Consider the following 16685-nt stretch of genomic DNA (forward strand, 5'->3'; position numbering starts at 1 on the left):
CTCCTAAAGAATATTTTTTTTCAGTTCCTCTTCTGGCAGAAAAGGCCATAAATCTATTAGTCCTCCAGATTCCATGGATCCAGTTTCGCTTACCCTTGACACTACCTTTGGCTGGATTACTATATCGTCTGCCATACACACCCGACAAAGAGCCGGACCGTCCTCATTTAATACTCTCTCTATATGGCTTTGAATATTTTTATGATTACGTATTTCAAAAATTGGAATACCATACCCCTCTGCTACTTTTAAAATATCGGGCAGATATAAATGACTATCTGTATTGGATCCGACATAACGTCCTTCAAAGTGAGCTCTCTGCATGTTCATAATAGAAAGATAACCGCTATTATCAAGGATAAAAATTTTAATAGGAAGATTCATACCTTTAATGCTTGCAAATTCCTGAATATTCAACTGAATACTCCCATCACCCTCTATGCAGATTGTTCTTTGGCCGGATGCCAGACATGCCCCAATTGCAGCAGGAAGGCCATATCCCATTGACCCTAGAGAACCTGTTGCTAACATCCTTTGTTTAGATTTATTTTTTAAACAAAGCCAAAATACATCTATTCCAGCGCCTGAACTACCAGGAATTAATACATCAGTCTCCCCAGCCATCTCTGATAATGCGTTTACAAAAATATATGGATTCACATATTCTGTTTCCTGATCATATTCAGGTAAAAGCAGAGGATATTTTCTTTTCCATTCCTGACAAATATGCATCCATTCTTCCGCCTGAAGACGAACGGAATCTTGTTTTAACATATTGAGAAGTTTATGAATAAAAAGAGCCGCGTCAGACTGAATTTTTAAATCCACATCAAATTCGAATTTGTTTAATTCCGCTGGATCGATATCAATAATAACTTTTTTTGCTTTTGGCGCAAAGTCTTTAGGATTATAACCTATCATAGCTGGATCAAGACGCGTCCCTACAGCTAATATGAAGTCTGCGTTTTGCATAGTATAATTTGAATATCTAGCGGCAACCATGCCTGGCTTTCCCATATTACATGGATGAACAAAGGGTAACAATTCAACAGCTATCCAGCTAGTAAGAACTGGAATGTTCAAATATTCAACTAACTCTTTAAATATTTGTCGGCCCTTTCCACGTTCAATCCCTTGTCCTGCTATCATAACAGGCCTTTTTGCCATTTTTAACATAGAAGCTACTTCCGCAAGCTGCATTTCCAATTCCTTTGGATTATCTGTGCTCTCATTTGGCCTATAGCTTTTTAAACTCTCAGTTTCAAGCATAGACGCCTGAACGTCAAGAGGAATGTCCAGCCAAACTGGTCCCGGCCGTCCTTCTTTCGCTAAATATAGCGCCTTATCAAGATGGTATTTAATTTCATCTGGATCCAGAACGGTAACAGCATATTTTGTGATCGAAGCGACAATATCTACAATTCCTATTTCCTGGTTCCCTTTCTGACGGACTCCGCTGGTTCCTTTTAGATCAGCAGTTTTTGCCTGTCCTGATATGAATATCACAGGAGTGCTTTCCAACCATGCCGCCGCACATCCTGTAACAGCATTTGTTCCTCCAGGACCGGTTGTAACTAAGGCGGCTCCAATATTATCAGATATTCTGGCATATGTTTCCGCCGCAAAGGAACATGCCTGTTCATGGAGAAGGGTTATATATGCAAGATTTTCTGTATGCCCAATGGAATCTACCAAGTGCATGGCGCCTCCGCCAGGAAACATAAAAACGTGTTTAACGCCAAGATCTGCGATATATTCCCATATAAAATCAGATAACTTTTTTTTCATTATTAGTTTTTCCTTTCGTGTTTTACCAGCATGTCCGTCCGCCTTCCATCGTAAGAGAAGCGCCAGTCATATATTTCGAGGCATCAGAACAAAGGAATAGAACAGCAGCTTTATATTCATCAGGTTCAGCCATCCTTCCCATAGGTATTAGATTAGTAAGTTTTTTAAGAAACACTTCGTTTTGTCCTGTATACACACCGCCTGGAACAAGCGCGTTACAACGAATGCCTTTATCTGCCCAGTAAGTAGCTATATAACGAGTCAGTCCTATCAGTCCGGTTTTTATTACAGAATAGGTGACTGGCTTAGTTGGCTGTTCCCAGTCGGAGATACCCTCTTGTCTGTATATTCTTTGATCTGGTGCGATTACTCCCAAATCAGAAGAGATGTTTAATATTACACCCTCATTTTGCTCAGCAAAATAAGTGCCGAATATCTGGGTACATAAAAAAGCTCCTGTTAAACCCACAGAGATATCATCCATCCAATTTTGTAAAGGAAAGGTCTCAAAGCGCTTTGAAAGATCCTCTTTTTTCTCAATTTCTTCAAATTTAGGATTATTTGCAGCGTTATTTATCAAAATGTTTATATTGCCAAAATGTTTTACCACTTTATTCTTAAGTCTTTCTACTTCTTCTTTGGAAGTAATATCAGTACAGACTCCAAGAGCATTTCCCGCAAACTTCTCCGACAATTCCGCCGCCGCCTTTTCAGCTTTTTCGTGACATATATCAACTAGTACACAGTTTGCTCCAAACTCCATCAATGCTTCAGCATGTTTGTATCCTAAAAGGCCTGCACCGCCTGTAATCACAGCTGTTTTACCAGCTAAACCGAAAAGTTCTTTTATAGTTTTTGCCATACCTAACCCCCGCTTTAAAATTGTATGAGTGTTCCTGCAGCCATAGATTCTTTTATAGCTAATGCGACTTTAAGGCTGGCACACCCGTCTTCGATTCCTACAAACTCACTCTCCCTTGTTTTTACACAGTTTAAAAATGCTTCCATTTCTTTAAGAAACATATCATTACGAGTGAATTCAGAATAAATATGATGCTCAATATCCCCATTTATCATCGAAATTTTGCATTCATTTTTAAGCAGATCTAATTCAGCTTTTCCATACTCCCCTGCAATCTTACATGTACGGACAGGAGGTGTCTGTAAAAAATCCTGTTGTATAATTACTGGAAATTCATACGTATTTTGCTTATATTTGCATAAGGTAACCGCATGATCTTCCACATCTATTTCTAGATGGCTGTTTTTTCCTCCGAATGCCACCAGTTCTTTTGGCATACCAAACATCCAATATAAATAGTCCAGCTCATGTATTTGACATAAAACTACGCCGCCTCCAGTTGAACGCTGAGATTCATTCATGCTCCGATAGTCTTCATAAGTATGCATTTTAGTAAGTAATTCACCAATTTCACAGTGGACGGATATTAAATTCCCAAGTTTTTTTTCATCTAATATTTGTTTGACCTTTTGAACAGCAGGGTGAAATCTGTTTTGGAAGCCTACGTAGGCTTTAAGCTTATTTTTGCTGACAACCCTTTTTAGTTCCTCCACGCCTTCTAAATTAACAGAAAGAGGCTTTTCTATAAATAAATCACTGCCTGCCCGGGCCGCCTCTAAGGCACATTGTATGTGCATGCTGTTAGGATTGGATATAATGGTAACATCTGGTTTTTGTGAAAGCGCATCACTTAGATCATAAAACTCCTGTATATTATATGTTTCTGCCAGTGTCTTTTCAGGCAGTATTTTTAAGTTATCATCAAATACTCTTTCAAAACTTCTCACTCTATATGCTGAAATTACTGCTTCATTTCCCAACAATCGTTTAATATTTCGCAGATGTCTCTGTCCGGCACTTCCTAAACCGATGAATAAAACTTTCATGAAAATTAAGCTCCTTTATATAGTCTTCTGACATAGTTGATATTATGAAGAGTATCCAAAACAGCATGCTCTCCATAATATGATTCTAAAATAAATGGTCCGGTAAATGCCATTTGTCTAAACTGATTTATGCAGGCCTTGAAATCGACATCTCCTTGGCCCAGCATTACAGTATTGCCATTTATGGGTTTATCCTTTATGTGAATTTCAATAATTTTACCTTCTAGTAATGTTAATTCTTTTAGAATATTTTTCCTGTTGCCTGATGCATTTCCCAGATCATAACATATGCCTATATAATCAGAATTTAATTCAGAAAGTAATTGGTTATATAAGTTTGCGTCCCAGTCACTTTCCAGGGCAATTCTGACCTTTTGGTTTTCAGCCAATATCTCAATATTTTTTAATTGTTTTACTATTTTTTGGGGGTCTAAATGAGTGGGAAGATTTTTTTCAAAAATAGGTAATACTAATATTTTGGCACCAATTTCCCTGATATTTTTCATTAATGTTTCAAGTATAGAATACGAATCATTATCTAAAAAGTCCTCTTTAAACAGTCCATTTACCATAAAATAATTAGCACATACAGAAATAACAGATATACCTGTTTCAGACTGACACCTGATAATTTTTTCTTTCCCATCTTTATGCCACAACGGATTCTGAAAAAAATTATCATAATTAAACATCCATTCTATATACTCTATTTTCGCTTCTTTTGCAGTTTCAAACTCTTTTTGCCAGTTATTCCAGGGGAATTGCTGAGGGTAAAAGCCTCCTTTATCTGTAAACCTTCCTTGCATAATACCTAATTTAATCATTATATATTCCTCTGTTAAAAAGTTCTTCTTCCACATATTCTGCAAGTAAATGACCAATAAATATATGTGCTTCTTGTATACGTGGCGTATCTTTGCTTGGAACTTTAATAATATAATCAACAAAATCTTTTAATTCAGGCGTGTGGTGTTCTCCCATCAAGATAACTGTTTTTATGCCTTTTTCTTTCGCATATTTCAGACCTTCTATAACATTTTTTGAACGGCCACTTGTGGAAATACCAATAAGCATGTCACCAGCGTTCGCTTTCGCCTCAAGCTGGCGCACAAAAATTCTTTCGAAGCTATAATCATTTCCCACTGCCGTAAGGGTAGATGTATTGACAGTCAAAGCTTCTGCATTCATGCCAGGACGTTCTTTATAAAATCTACTCACGAATTCTGTCGCTATATGTTGTGCATCAGCCGCACTGCCTCCGTTGCCGCATAAAAACAGCTGTCCCTTTCCTGACAAAATTTTAGTCAACTCTTTACCTGCCTGCATTACCTTTTCTACAAGTTTATAATCAGAAACGATATTCTTAAAGATACACATATGATCATATAAATGCTCATAAAAGTATTGATATTCGCTATCTTTATTTTTGAGACGCTTTAAAATTTCTGCTAATTCCCATACGCAGCCATTTCCGCCGGTATTATGCAGAATGATATCCGCAGCTACTCTGGCATCTGTTACAGCGTCCGCCGGGCAAACACCTAATCCAACCAAGCGGATTGCATCAACATCATATTTTCCATCACCTATGAAACACGTGTTTTTTATAGAATGACCAGACTTCTGTATGATTTCTTCAATAGCTTCTTTCTTTTTCTTAATGCCCTTATAAAAATAATCCCAGGGAAATCTGTTTTCAAAATAAGTAACTATTTCTGTATTTTCACCTGTTACGGCAGCAATCATATATCCTTCTTTTTTCAGAGCAAATATAGCATCAATATCCTTTAAATTAATACGTTTTTGTTCTTTCCCTGATGCGTCTACAATCATTGCTCCATCAGTCAGCACCCCATCTATATCAAATATCACTAACTTTATCATTTGTCTAACCTCTCAGTTTAGCTTTTACTGCCTTTTCTGCGTCTGTTAATACTTTTTCACCATTCCCCATTATTTTCTCTGTATCCCGTATATCCTTTACGAGAGAACACAGCTCATAAGGCTCGATAGATGCTTTCTGGTCAGAGCCGTACATAGTTCGGTCTAACGTAATATGTCTTTCTATAGAGGTAGCGCCCATGGCGACGGCGCAGGTGCTGACCAGCGTGCCTGCCTCATGCCCACTGTAGCCAACCTTACACTGATATTTATTGGCCAGTACACCTATTAGTTTCAAATTAGCATCTTCTATAGGCATTGGATAAGTGCTGTTACAGTGCATAAGCTCAAAGGGACAATTGTATTTCCTAAATATTTCAATTGCATAGTCAATCTCCTCGTAACTGCTCATTCCAGTGGCAATAAAGGTATACTTTTTCTCTTTCGCAATTTCTTCCAGCAGTCCACTGTTCGTCAGCATGGCAGAGGCAACTTTATTATATTTACAGTCATATTGTTGTAAGAATTTCTGAGAGTCTACATCCCATGCAGAAGCATACCATGCAATATTTCTTTCTTTACAATAGCTGTCAATTTCATCGTAATCTTTCTTGTTAAATTCAAGTCCTTCCTTTTGTTCTCTTTGCGTAGTACCCCAGGGACTTTGCCTTGGCTGGGCAAGATATTCCTGTGTATATACCTTATCTATTGTTCTTTTCTGAAATTTTACAGCATCACAGCCAGCTACAACCGCCACATCAATTAAACGTTTTGCCAGTGTCATATCTCCGTTATGGTTGATTCCTATTTCTGCAATAATAAATGTTTTCATATCCTTTTCCTTTCGTATATGTTTGTAATTATGTTTTATTATAAAAATAGAAATTTTCATTCTTAAAAGTAAATTTCTATTTGTAAAGGTAAAAAGCTGCAGAATTTCTTTAAATGATATCAGGAGACGGCATCTCTGATGACTTCTGCCATATCATCGACCATTTCATCCGTCATTCCTGGATATACCCCTACCCAGAATGTATCATTCATGATCCTGTCCGTATTTTCCAGTGTCCCGATTATCCGGTATCCTTCCCCTGCAGACCTCATCTCATCAAAACATGGGTGCTTTATCAGGTTCCCAGCAAACAACATCCTGGTCTGTACACCATGTTTTTCTATATACTGTACCACTTTATTTCTTTCCGTCCCCTCCTTACAGGTCACTAGGAAACCAAACCAGCTCGGCAGGGAGTTCTCACATGCCTCTGGCAGTATCAGTTTGTCTTCCAGGCCTTTAAGTCCGGCCATCAGACGTGTAAAATTATGGCGCCTTTTCTCAACAAAGGCAGGGAATTTCTCAAGCTGGGCACAGCCAATGGCTGCCTGCATGTCCGTGGCTTTCAGGTTGTAGCCAAAATGGGAATACACATACTTATGGTCATATCCCAGGGGCAGTTCCCCGTACTGCTTGTCAAACCTGTGCCCACATAGGTTGTCCTGCCCGGAAGGGCAGATGCAGTCCCTGCCCCAGTCCCGGAAGGAACGGATGCACTTATGGAGCAGGGGGTTGTCCGTATATACCGCGCCCCCCTCGCCCATGGTCATGTGATGGGGCGGGTAGAAGCTGGAAGTGCCGATATCCCCGACAGTGCCAGTAAAGAATTCTTCCCCATCCAGTATATATTTTGAACCCAGGGCATCGCAGTTATCTTCCACGAGCCACAGGTTGTATTTGTGGCAGAAAGCTTTTACTGCTGCCAGGTCAAAAGGGTTCCCGAGTGTATGGGCGATCATCACCGCCTTTGTCCTATCTGAATAAGCTTCTTCAAGCTGGTTTACATCTATGTTGTACTGGGGGATTGTCACATCCACAAATACAGGGACGGCCCCGTATTGGATGATTGGAGCCACTGTAGTAGGGAAGCCGGCCGCCACTGTGATGACCTCATCCCCCCTGCATACCCGTCTGTCACCCAGGAGGGGGGATGTCAGTGCCATAAAGGCGTTTAAGTTGGCGGAGGACCCAGAATTTACCAGGGAACAAAAACGTACCCCCAGGTATTTGGCGAACTTCTCCTCAAATTTTTGTGTATAGCGGCCTGCTGTCAGCCAAAATTCCAGGGAGCTGTCCACTAAATTTACCATTTCCTCCTCGTCATACACCCTGGACGCATAGGGGATCCGGTCCCCCTTCTTGTACTCTTTATTTTTATGGTAAAGACGGCAGTAGCCTGCTACCATATCAAGGATTTCCTTCCTTGCTTCCTGTTCTGTCTTGTCTCGCAACATAATTATTAAATCTCCTTTATCTCGCTGAAAGAAAAGATATAATCTGCCTATCCATACAGGCAGCTACATCTTTTCCAGCTATATAATCCTTAGACCACTCTACAGTGTTTTCCACTGCCTGCCTTACATCCCAGGCTGGCCTCCACCCTAAGTGCCCCTTGATTTTTGAGCAGTCCAGCTTCAAGAACCCAGCTTCATGGGGACCGCCGTCAGAACGGCTTTCCCAGGCCAGTCCATCCCCCCAGGCAGTGCAGAACATGTCCACCAACTCCCCTGTGGTGACACAGCCGCAGTCGTCCGGGCCGACGTTGTAAAATCCCGAAAATTTGCTGTCCTGGCACTGTTTTTGTATAATCACTAAGTAGGCAGCTAAAGGCTGTAATACACAGGCACTAATCAAAAATGAAGGATATTTTTTCAGGCTGCTTGGAGATGTAAGGTATGGATAATGTGATAAAACTTTTTTCTCGTCAATCTCGTCACAATATTGACTTGATTGACGAGAAAAGGGTATAATATGATAAAGATGAATTTTTAGATAAGGAGGCAGTATATGATTTTTCAGGAAAGTGAGACTATAGAATTAAAAGAAACTGTAGTAGATGACATTAAGAAAGAGATAATTGCCTTTGCAAACTGCGGGGGAGGGACTTTATATATCGGTGTCACAGACTGTGGTGAAGTGGTAGGTGTAAGCCATGTTGACGAAACTATGCTTCAGATTAGTAATATGGTAAGAGATGCCATTAAGCCGGATATTACAATGTTTATTCATTATAATGTGGTTTCTGAGGATGGACTGCAGATTATCCAGATAGACATACAGCGTGGGACAGAAAGGCCATATTATATTGCTAAAAAGGGACTGAGGCCAGAGGGGGTTTATGTCCGTCAAGGGACATCTTCTGTCCCGGCAACAGATGCGGCTATCCGCCGTATGATTAAGGAAACAGATGGGGATAGTTTCGAGGCAATGCGTTCTTTAGATCAGGAGCTGACCTTTCATGTGACCAGAAAAGAGTTTGAATGTAGGCAGATAGCTTTTGCAAAGCAGCAGATGCAAACATTAAAAATATTAAATTCGGATGGTATATATACCAATCTTGGCCTATTATTGTCAGAGCAATGTATACACACAATTAAAGTGGCAGTTTTTGAGGGGGAAGATCAAAATATATTCAAGGACCGCCGAGAATTTACTGGTTCACTGATGCAGCAGCTGAATGAAGTTTATGGTTATGTGGATATGCATAATCAAATCCGCGCCACTTTTGATAAGTTACTGCGTATTGATACCAGAGACTATCCAGAAATAGCTATTCGGGAGGCGCTGCTGAATTTATTGGTGCACCGTGACTATTCTTTCCGTGCAAGTGCATTGATAAGTATATATACAGATCGAATAGAATTTGTCTCTGTAGGAGGACTTCTGCCGGGCATCTCACTGGATGATATTATGATGGGAATTTCTGTGTGCCGGAACCAAAATTTAGCCAATGTTTTTTACCGGTTACAGCTAATTGAAGCCTATGGGACGGGTATGCGTAAAATCATGGGGGCGTACAAAAATTATAAAATGCAGCCATTGATTGAGAGCACCAGTAATGCTTTTAAAATTATTCTGCCAAATATAAACAGAGGTGAAGAGAAAGAAAAGAATAGTTTTTTAGATGATAGTGAAAATAAAGTACTGCAGTTTACAAAAAAGCATGGCAGTATCACGCGCAGTGATGCGGAAAAGCAGCTGGGAGTCAGTGCTTCTACCGCATCACGTGTATTAAAGCGCATTGCTGAAAAAGGATTACTATTGCAGCAGGGAAAAGGAAAAAGTACAAAATATATTATACCGATGTAATATTTTCATATATGGCGTTGAGTCTATAAGCTGCCCGAACTATAGAACAACTAAACTTACTGGGCGTGCTGGCGTTTAATTAAGCATATAACCCGCATTAAGGGGCGTCCTTTAGGGTATAAATTATGCTGCCGTCCTTTATCGTATTAAGCACAGTAATATCTTTAATCTTTAAAGGATCTTTTTCCAGAGGGGAGTCGTCAAGTATGACTAAATCTGCGCGCTTTCCTGTTTTGATACTCCCCTTACTGTTCTCCTCAAAATACTCGTAAGCTGCATTTAGGGTGACAGCCTTCAGGGCATCATAGACACTGATTTTTTGTTCATCTCCAATATGCGTGCCATTCCTGCTGATACGGTTCACAGCACACCAGACGGAGTGGAGCATATCTGGCTTTGTCACAGGCGTATCTTGATGGAAGTTTACTAAAACACCCCTGTCCATGGCATCTTTTACAGGACTGATATGGTTTCCCCGGCCTGGGCCAAAGTTTTTCAGGTGTACATCGCCCCAATACCAGACATGCCCGATAAAAATGGATGCAATCATATGGAGTTTAGACATCCGTGAGAGTTGGTCATTTTGGACTGTCTGGCAGTGAATCATAACCGGACGGAGATCTTCTGAGCTTCCGGTCTTGATGAGGGCCTTTTCATAAGCATTAAGGAATTGTTCACTGGCTGCATCCCCATTGCAGTGGGCAAGTAACTGTTGGCCTTCTGATATTGCCTGTTCCACAAACTGTTCCACTTGTTCATCCGGCATCCAGGGGTAGCCGCAGTAGTCAGGTTCACCGCCCAAATAGGGAGTTGACATCCATGCGGAACGGCCTTGTGGCGAACCATCCAAAACCAGCTTATAACCGCCAATTTTCAGGCGGTTTTTGTACTTTCTGTTTAAAGACTTATATTTCCCTATGATTTCACTGCCCCCATCGGACATCAAAGGATATGCAACAACATCTATTTTTAGTCTGTCAGCCAGGGACATGGCATGCAGTGTTTCTATATTGCTCTTTGAGGCAGCGCCCTCCTGTACGGTCGTGATGCCATTCTTAATATAAGTTTCCTGCATACCGGCCATGACTGCGCTTACATTAATTTTTACACGCCCCATGACAGCCTTTTGTACCAGGCTCATGCCAGTTTCCTCCAAGTAACCGCTGGGTTCCTTGCCATCAGGGAGACGGCCAATAACTCCCCCTTCCGGATTTGGCGTATTGGCATCTATATTCGCCAGCTCCAGGGCTTTACTATTGGCACAGGCCAAATGGGCAGAGATATGAAGAATAAAAATAGGGATTTCTGTACTTACTTGATCCAGGATCTGCTTATCTGGATGTCCCTCCTCCCGTAAAAAATTATGGTCATAGCCAAATCCTATGACGGCCCCATTTTGTTTAATGTTATTGGCGGCAATATACTGTTTTAATGCCTGTACAATTTCACCGTATGAAGTACAGTCACTAAGAGAGGCGCACAAGGCCAACTGTCCAGTCATACATATATGGCTGTGGGAATCGATAAAAGCAGGCATCATGCATTTTCCCTGTAAGTCAATATACTTTGCACGCGGCGAGGCCGCCTGCTTTATTTCTTCAAGTGTTCCCACAGCGTGGATAATTCCATCTTTAACAAAGACCGCTTCAGGTGCATTTAACATGGCCTGTGTACCATCAGCATCCTCCATCGTGATAATTTTGCCATTATAATAAATATCTTCCATAATATACACTCCATTCTGCCGCCTGAATGGCGGCATATAATGGGGGGAGCCTGGATTATTTCCAACTATACGTTTTACCGCCCCATGTTTTTGTCAGTTTCAAGATAACAAGATAAAGAATCACACATAATGTCAGTGCCCCTATAGCCGTATACATGCCGATTGTGCCTGACGCTAACGCTAAAATAATAAGATATACAGGAGTGCTGGCAATCATAATCAGATTGCAGGCTCCAAGCTCAACACTTGTGGATGTCCGAAAGCCAGGGTCGACAATTCTCACCAGGGCGATCCCGCTGGGCACGGTTCCTGTGCATGTACCATATAAACCTAAAGTACGTTCGAAATCATTGCTGCCCCCGAAACGCTGGCCAAAATAGAAGCAGACCACGAAAGTGATGATAGTAGTTATGGCAGAGACTAGCACGATAGGCATCAGCCATTGGCTGATAAGCCGGACAGAAACAGCCATAAAGGCACATACAACCAGATAATCAGCAGTCCAGCCGGTAATTTTGTTCTGGAGAGTATTATCCTGCAGAAAACCAATTTTCATTTTTTTCATGATCCATTTGACAATATATGCTGCATACATTCCGTTCATAAACATCATACTGCTCATAGATGTACCTAAAAAACCAGGTATCAGAGACAGGACTTTACTGATAGCAACTGCCAATACATAACAGATGCCAATCAATACAAAATGAAATGCCAGGGTTTCAATATTGCTGCTGCAGGTTGTATCTTTTACCATATAATCTGTCTGTTCCTCTTGGCGCAGATATCCCTTTAAAATTGTTTGATTTATGTTTCCGCAATTTTTGGCAATGCCACGCTTGATTCCCAGCTTAGCAGATGGAACCCCAACAAGAAATGCTGCGATAAACCCGATAGCAGCGAAAGTAACAGCCACAGTTGCAGCATGATCCCATCCATACTGTTCAAAAATTGCCCCATAGGCCGCTGATTGTCCTGGGCCTTGGCAAAAGGCAAACTGAATCAGCATCCCATACATACTATCCATACCCACGCTCTCTCCTGACAGTGCTATTGCAGCTGTGGCAGCAATAGGTGTCAGGGCATATAGAAGGCACCAGACCAGGCCCAGGCCCACTGCGCCCCGAATGGTATTTTTAGCGTTATTTGTCTCATTTTTAGGAGTAGTAGTTAATGTGATGGAAATAAATGAAACTGTAAACAGATGGTTGACTATGTCTGTAAACATATGAAAGTCTGTCCCTACATCGATGCCTATATTCAATGCAGCATTCATAAAAATAATACCGAGTATTCCAGCAATTACGCTGGCCGGTACAAGCATATTGCGTAAAAAACCAATTTTGGCCCTTAAAAGCACCCCTAACCCTAACATCACACTTGCCCACCCAAATGCCATCATAAAACTCATGCTTTTATCCTCCTGTAAAATCTATAGAACACATTTTAGTACTATTGTAAAAACCTATAGATGTGAAAACAAGTGAATGAAAGTGCAGGATGGGGCAGTCACATGAATTCATTCTTTTTCTGCATGCAGCAGCAGCCGCACAGTGTTTACATAATGCCTGAGTTTTCCCATAATGACGGCAGGCTCACTGATAACTACGTCAGGCCGGTTTTTCCAGATACAATCATAGAACCGGCAGAATAATGTAGATATAGAAGTACTGTTTATAATCAAAATGTTGTTTCTGTAGCTATCATTTTCCAGGCGAAGATAGCCTAGGCTGTCAGATAAAAATAGGCAGGGGTTGGTAATATACTTGAAATCTGTACTGAAGCCTTCCTCAACCAGCTTTAAATTCCCTGTATTTTTATGCTTTTGTACGAATAATTCCATAAACTCCATATAGCGCAGCCTCTGTTTTAATGAAAGTATAATTGGAATATTAAAAAAATCAAGTTCACCTGAAAGTGCCAAGTTATAAAAGGCCGAGGTATAAATCATAATAGATATGTGGCTGCCAGTATTAAGTAAATTCTGGGTGAGACTGTGGGCCTGGCGCATCAATGCCGCAGATCCAGTGTATTTGGATGGGATTTTAAGAAGCAGTTCTTCAAATAAATCGTCTGGAAGAAATATTTCAGTGGCATGGCCCAACAGCCAGCGGATATCGGTAGATATGATAGATTGTATATACTCATGGTTATTAAGCATATCATGGAAGGCCGTTTTTCTAAACACAAGCTGATCCACACTAAGCCTGGACTGAAGAGAAGCATAGATTTGAGATGCCGACTCAGGGGAAGCATTCTTGGTATATGTGAACCATTGTCTGTCCAATCCCAGATGGACAGCACTGACATAAAAATCATTGTCCGCTGAAAAGATAAATTTCCCCGAGGCATAAGGGGCACTGTATAATGCGAAATCTAACTGGGACAGGCCCGTCAGCATGTGAATAAGAGAAATACAGTCATATACAATATCACGGCTATAAAACTCTGTCTCATCAATAGAAATAACCATAGAAAAATGTACTCCAGGCATAGCCTGGCGAAATGAAAAATGTCCTTGTTCAATACCTGATAGGAACAGACGGCTTTCATTCTGCAAAGCAAATAGATCAACTACAGCTATGAGATTCATTTCTTCCTGAGGTTTCTGGGTTAATACTTGTAAAGAATGTACCAGTTCAATATCTGTTATAACCGGGAGAACCAATATTTCCTTTGCTCTAGGGGAACGTATTTCTTTATCTTTCGTATAAGCCTTTAGTAGCATATCAGCTAATTCTTCCTGCATATTATCAGTCTGCCCCAGGTGGTATTCTTTACATAATATATCTGCTACACAGGGCGGCTGATTTTGTAAAATGGCGTGTATAATTTGCCGGCACAGGGAATCAATACTTTTTTCTGACGGCAGAGCCTTTCCGCTGATCCATTTGCTGATATAAGAAACGTCATACTGCAAGGCCTCTGCCAGCACGGCGTTTTTAATCTCTGCTTTGTTCATTAATGCCTGCAGAACCTTGCCAAAATTCATTCCTGCATCTCCCTTCCTAATTACCTGAAACTTTACTCACCATAAATTTGATTTTCATATTTTTGTCAAGGGGTATATTCTCCATCCATTCAAATGTATAACATAAATCATTTCGTGACAGAAGTTTGTTCAATGTCGCAATCATATATTGCTCGATTTCCTGTGTTGTTTCGGGACAGTCATTTTTTACCAACTGTATCCGTATAGCCGTATAGCTTTCCTGAATAAACCTGATCTGGAATATATAGGGGCAATGTTCGGCAAGAGAATAAAAGGGTTGATATCCGACCCGGGTTCCATCAGCAAAAGTAAACCAATCCGTCATTCTTCCACAGATCTTCTTAATGTACATGATCCCGTTTTCTCTCAATGTCTCCACCTGATCTCTGAGATCATAGTTTATTATGGGGAAGCGTCTTTGAAACAGGCTGGTTACAATAATCCTCCCATTGTCTGTATCTGTACCGCTTTGTACTTCATCTAGATATACTGCATGGGTATCCCAGGTTATATAGTGTTTCTCTAAATTGCCGCACCTTGTATACGTAAATGCAGACACTTCCTCAGCGCCGTAAGAATCAAATAAGACATCCCCGAAATATTCAGTAATCATATTCCGTGACACGGAATCTAACTGTTCGGAAGTAGAGCAAATCAGCCTGGGTTTAAACATCGCTATGTTTTCTTTTTTAGCATACAAGATCATTTCAATTAAAATAGATTTGTTTGCATATAACAGCACAGGCTGATGATTATTCAGAGCCTGGACAAGAAACTGTGTGGTTTCAAGTGCAGAATATGTATATCTCTGCAATATGCCCAGTTTCTGTATAATAGAGTCCCGGGTATTCCTTTTGGTGTTTACTTTGATTGCCATTGTCCTGTCCAGAAAAGGGTTATACCCGTGGATACGCAGCAAACGGATCCAGGCTGCATTGGCTACGGCTTTCTCCCTTATCCCATATATGACTTTTATGGGGATTCCGGAAGAACCGCTTGTGCTGTTTATATAGCAATTGTCACTGTGTCCTTTGGCAATTTCAGAATCCATCCAGTCTTTTAATTCAATTTTAGTAAGGCGAGGAAATTTTTTCAAATCTTCCAGGCACTGTACATCTGCAGGCGTTAGGTTTGCTTCATCAAATTTTTTTCGGTAAACAGGGATCTGATAGGCTTTCTTCATTATCTGTCCTATCTTTTTGTCTACATCCTGCATTAATTTTGTGGGATTTTTATATTCCCCATCTTTGGTGTATTTTGACAGTAAGTAAATATATTCCACTAACGTCCATGCATTACATAATACACCCTTTACTAATTTATTCATTTGGGGATCCCTCCTTGCCCTGGTTCATTTTATTTTGTCCAGCAATAATATCCAGGATCATAGTTTCCATGGAATATTGAGTCCTGAAATTAAAGTCTCTGCAAATTTTACCAGCATCTAATATAATACGAGTGAAATCTTCTTTTTTATTTTCTAAGTGGATGATTTTGCTATCTGAATGGCTGAGTTCTATAATACGACCTGCTATTTCTGCCATACTGGCCCCAAATCCCGAGGCCAGATTGTAAATCCCGGAAACATTTTCAGCCAAAAGGGCACTCTGAATTCCGTGGCAGGCGTCTTTTACATATATATAATCCCTGACAGCACAGCCTGTGCCAAACAAGGTAATATCTTGTCCAGACAATGCCTGACGGATAAAAACTGAGAAAGCATTTGTATCCTCCAATGAATCATTGACAACCTGGGAGAGGCGGAGGATTTTAATTTTTTGGCTGAATGTATGGTTATAGTATGTGCATAATTGTTCTTCCATCACCTTTTCAACGCCATAAAAGTTAATAGGTGTTAATGGATCTGTCTCGGCAAATTTATGCGGTGTATGCGTCCCGTACACACATCTGCTAGAAATGGTCACAATATTCGTGATACCGGCCTTTTGGGCAGCTTGTATTACATTTTCCAAAACAGAGAGATTGTCCAGATAATGGTGCAGCCCAGAAGGTTCCCCGGCAGCTACTTTACGGGCCGCCAAATGTAGAACACAGTCGCAGCCTGCAAAATGGTGTGCAAGGTTCTGCACTGAATAATCTGTCTCCAGGTAATCAACCTGATCAACAGTTCCAAACTGGCCTTTGTTATCACTGCGGTATAAGGCAGTTATTTTGTGTCTGTCCTTCAAATACTCTGTGCAGTATTTCCCTAAAAATCCTTTTGCTCCCGTAATCCCTATTCTCTTCAT

14 protein-coding genes are annotated in these 16685 nt (G+C 40.6%); 1 reads left to right on the forward strand and 13 read right to left on the reverse strand.

Going from position 1 to position 16685, the window contains the following annotated elements; all coding sequences use genetic code 11:
* Positions 1–3: 3 nt before the first annotated feature.
* The 8 genes from EFA47_RS06280 to EFA47_RS06315 form a co-directional block, all read right to left on the reverse strand.
* Positions 4–1788, reverse strand: coding sequence for a thiamine pyrophosphate-binding protein (locus EFA47_RS06280; RefSeq protein ID WP_122642490.1), 1785 nt, complete (start codon positions 1786–1788; stop codon positions 4–6).
* 22 nt (positions 1789–1810) lie between these two features.
* Positions 1811–2650 (reverse strand): SDR family oxidoreductase, encoded by an 840-nt coding sequence (locus EFA47_RS06285; RefSeq protein ID WP_122642491.1) that lies wholly within the window; start codon positions 2648–2650, stop codon positions 1811–1813.
* 14 nt (positions 2651–2664) lie between these two features.
* Positions 2665–3696 (reverse strand): Gfo/Idh/MocA family protein, encoded by a 1032-nt coding sequence (locus tag EFA47_RS06290; RefSeq protein ID WP_122642492.1) that lies wholly within the window; start codon positions 3694–3696, stop codon positions 2665–2667.
* A 5-nt stretch (positions 3697–3701) separates the two neighbouring features.
* Positions 3702–4520 carry a sugar phosphate isomerase/epimerase family protein gene (locus EFA47_RS06295; protein ID WP_164689934.1) on the reverse strand — a complete coding sequence of 273 codons (819 nt, stop codon included), beginning with the start codon at positions 4518–4520 and terminating at the stop codon, positions 3702–3704.
* Positions 4513–5580 (reverse strand): SIS domain-containing protein, encoded by a 1068-nt coding sequence (locus tag EFA47_RS20365; protein ID WP_122642494.1) that lies wholly within the window; start codon positions 5578–5580, stop codon positions 4513–4515. The genes EFA47_RS06295 and EFA47_RS20365 overlap by 8 nt, the downstream gene beginning before the upstream one ends.
* 4 nt (positions 5581–5584) lie before the next feature.
* On the reverse strand, positions 5585–6409 hold the full coding sequence (locus tag EFA47_RS06305; RefSeq protein WP_122642495.1) for an N-acetylneuraminate synthase family protein: 825 nt from the start codon (positions 6407–6409) through the stop codon (positions 5585–5587).
* A gap of 119 nt (positions 6410–6528) precedes the next feature.
* Positions 6529–7863, reverse strand: a complete 1335-nt coding sequence (gene rfbH / locus EFA47_RS06310; protein WP_122642496.1) for a lipopolysaccharide biosynthesis protein RfbH — start codon at positions 7861–7863, stop codon at positions 6529–6531.
* A 16-nt stretch (positions 7864–7879) separates the two neighbouring features.
* A complete protein-coding gene (locus tag EFA47_RS06315) occupies positions 7880–8221 on the reverse strand; it encodes a Rossmann-fold NAD(P)-binding domain-containing protein (protein WP_164689935.1) in 342 nt (113 codons plus the stop codon).
* 195 nt (positions 8222–8416) lie between these two features.
* On the opposite strand from EFA47_RS06315, the gene EFA47_RS06320 reads away from it, so the two are divergent.
* Positions 8417–9718: an RNA-binding domain-containing protein gene (locus tag EFA47_RS06320; protein WP_122642498.1), complete on the forward strand. Its 1302-nt coding sequence runs from the start codon at positions 8417–8419 to the stop codon at positions 9716–9718.
* A gap of 97 nt (positions 9719–9815) precedes the next feature.
* On the opposite strand, the gene EFA47_RS06325 is transcribed toward EFA47_RS06320, so the two are convergent.
* From EFA47_RS06325 to EFA47_RS06345, 5 genes are all read right to left on the reverse strand, one after another.
* A complete protein-coding gene (locus tag EFA47_RS06325) occupies positions 9816–11444 on the reverse strand; it encodes an amidohydrolase (RefSeq protein WP_122642499.1) in 1629 nt (542 codons plus the stop codon).
* Between the two features lie 55 nt (positions 11445–11499).
* Positions 11500–12855 (reverse strand): sodium/glutamate symporter, encoded by a 1356-nt coding sequence (locus EFA47_RS06330; RefSeq protein WP_122642500.1) that lies wholly within the window; start codon positions 12853–12855, stop codon positions 11500–11502.
* A gap of 108 nt (positions 12856–12963) precedes the next feature.
* Complete coding sequence (locus tag EFA47_RS06335; RefSeq protein ID WP_122642501.1) at positions 12964–14436, reverse strand: helix-turn-helix domain-containing protein; 1473 nt, start codon at positions 14434–14436, stop codon at positions 12964–12966.
* A gap of 16 nt (positions 14437–14452) precedes the next feature.
* On the reverse strand, positions 14453–15763 hold the full coding sequence (locus tag EFA47_RS06340; RefSeq protein WP_122642502.1) for a phenylacetate--CoA ligase family protein: 1311 nt from the start codon (positions 15761–15763) through the stop codon (positions 14453–14455).
* Positions 15756–16685 carry an NAD-dependent epimerase/dehydratase family protein gene (locus tag EFA47_RS06345; RefSeq protein ID WP_122642503.1) on the reverse strand — a complete coding sequence of 310 codons (930 nt, stop codon included), beginning with the start codon at positions 16683–16685 and terminating at the stop codon, positions 15756–15758. The genes EFA47_RS06340 and EFA47_RS06345 overlap by 8 nt, the downstream gene beginning before the upstream one ends.

The organism is Luxibacter massiliensis (genome assembly GCF_900604355.1).
In the GTDB taxonomy this organism is placed as follows: Bacteria; Bacillota; Clostridia; order Lachnospirales; family Lachnospiraceae; genus Luxibacter; species Luxibacter massiliensis.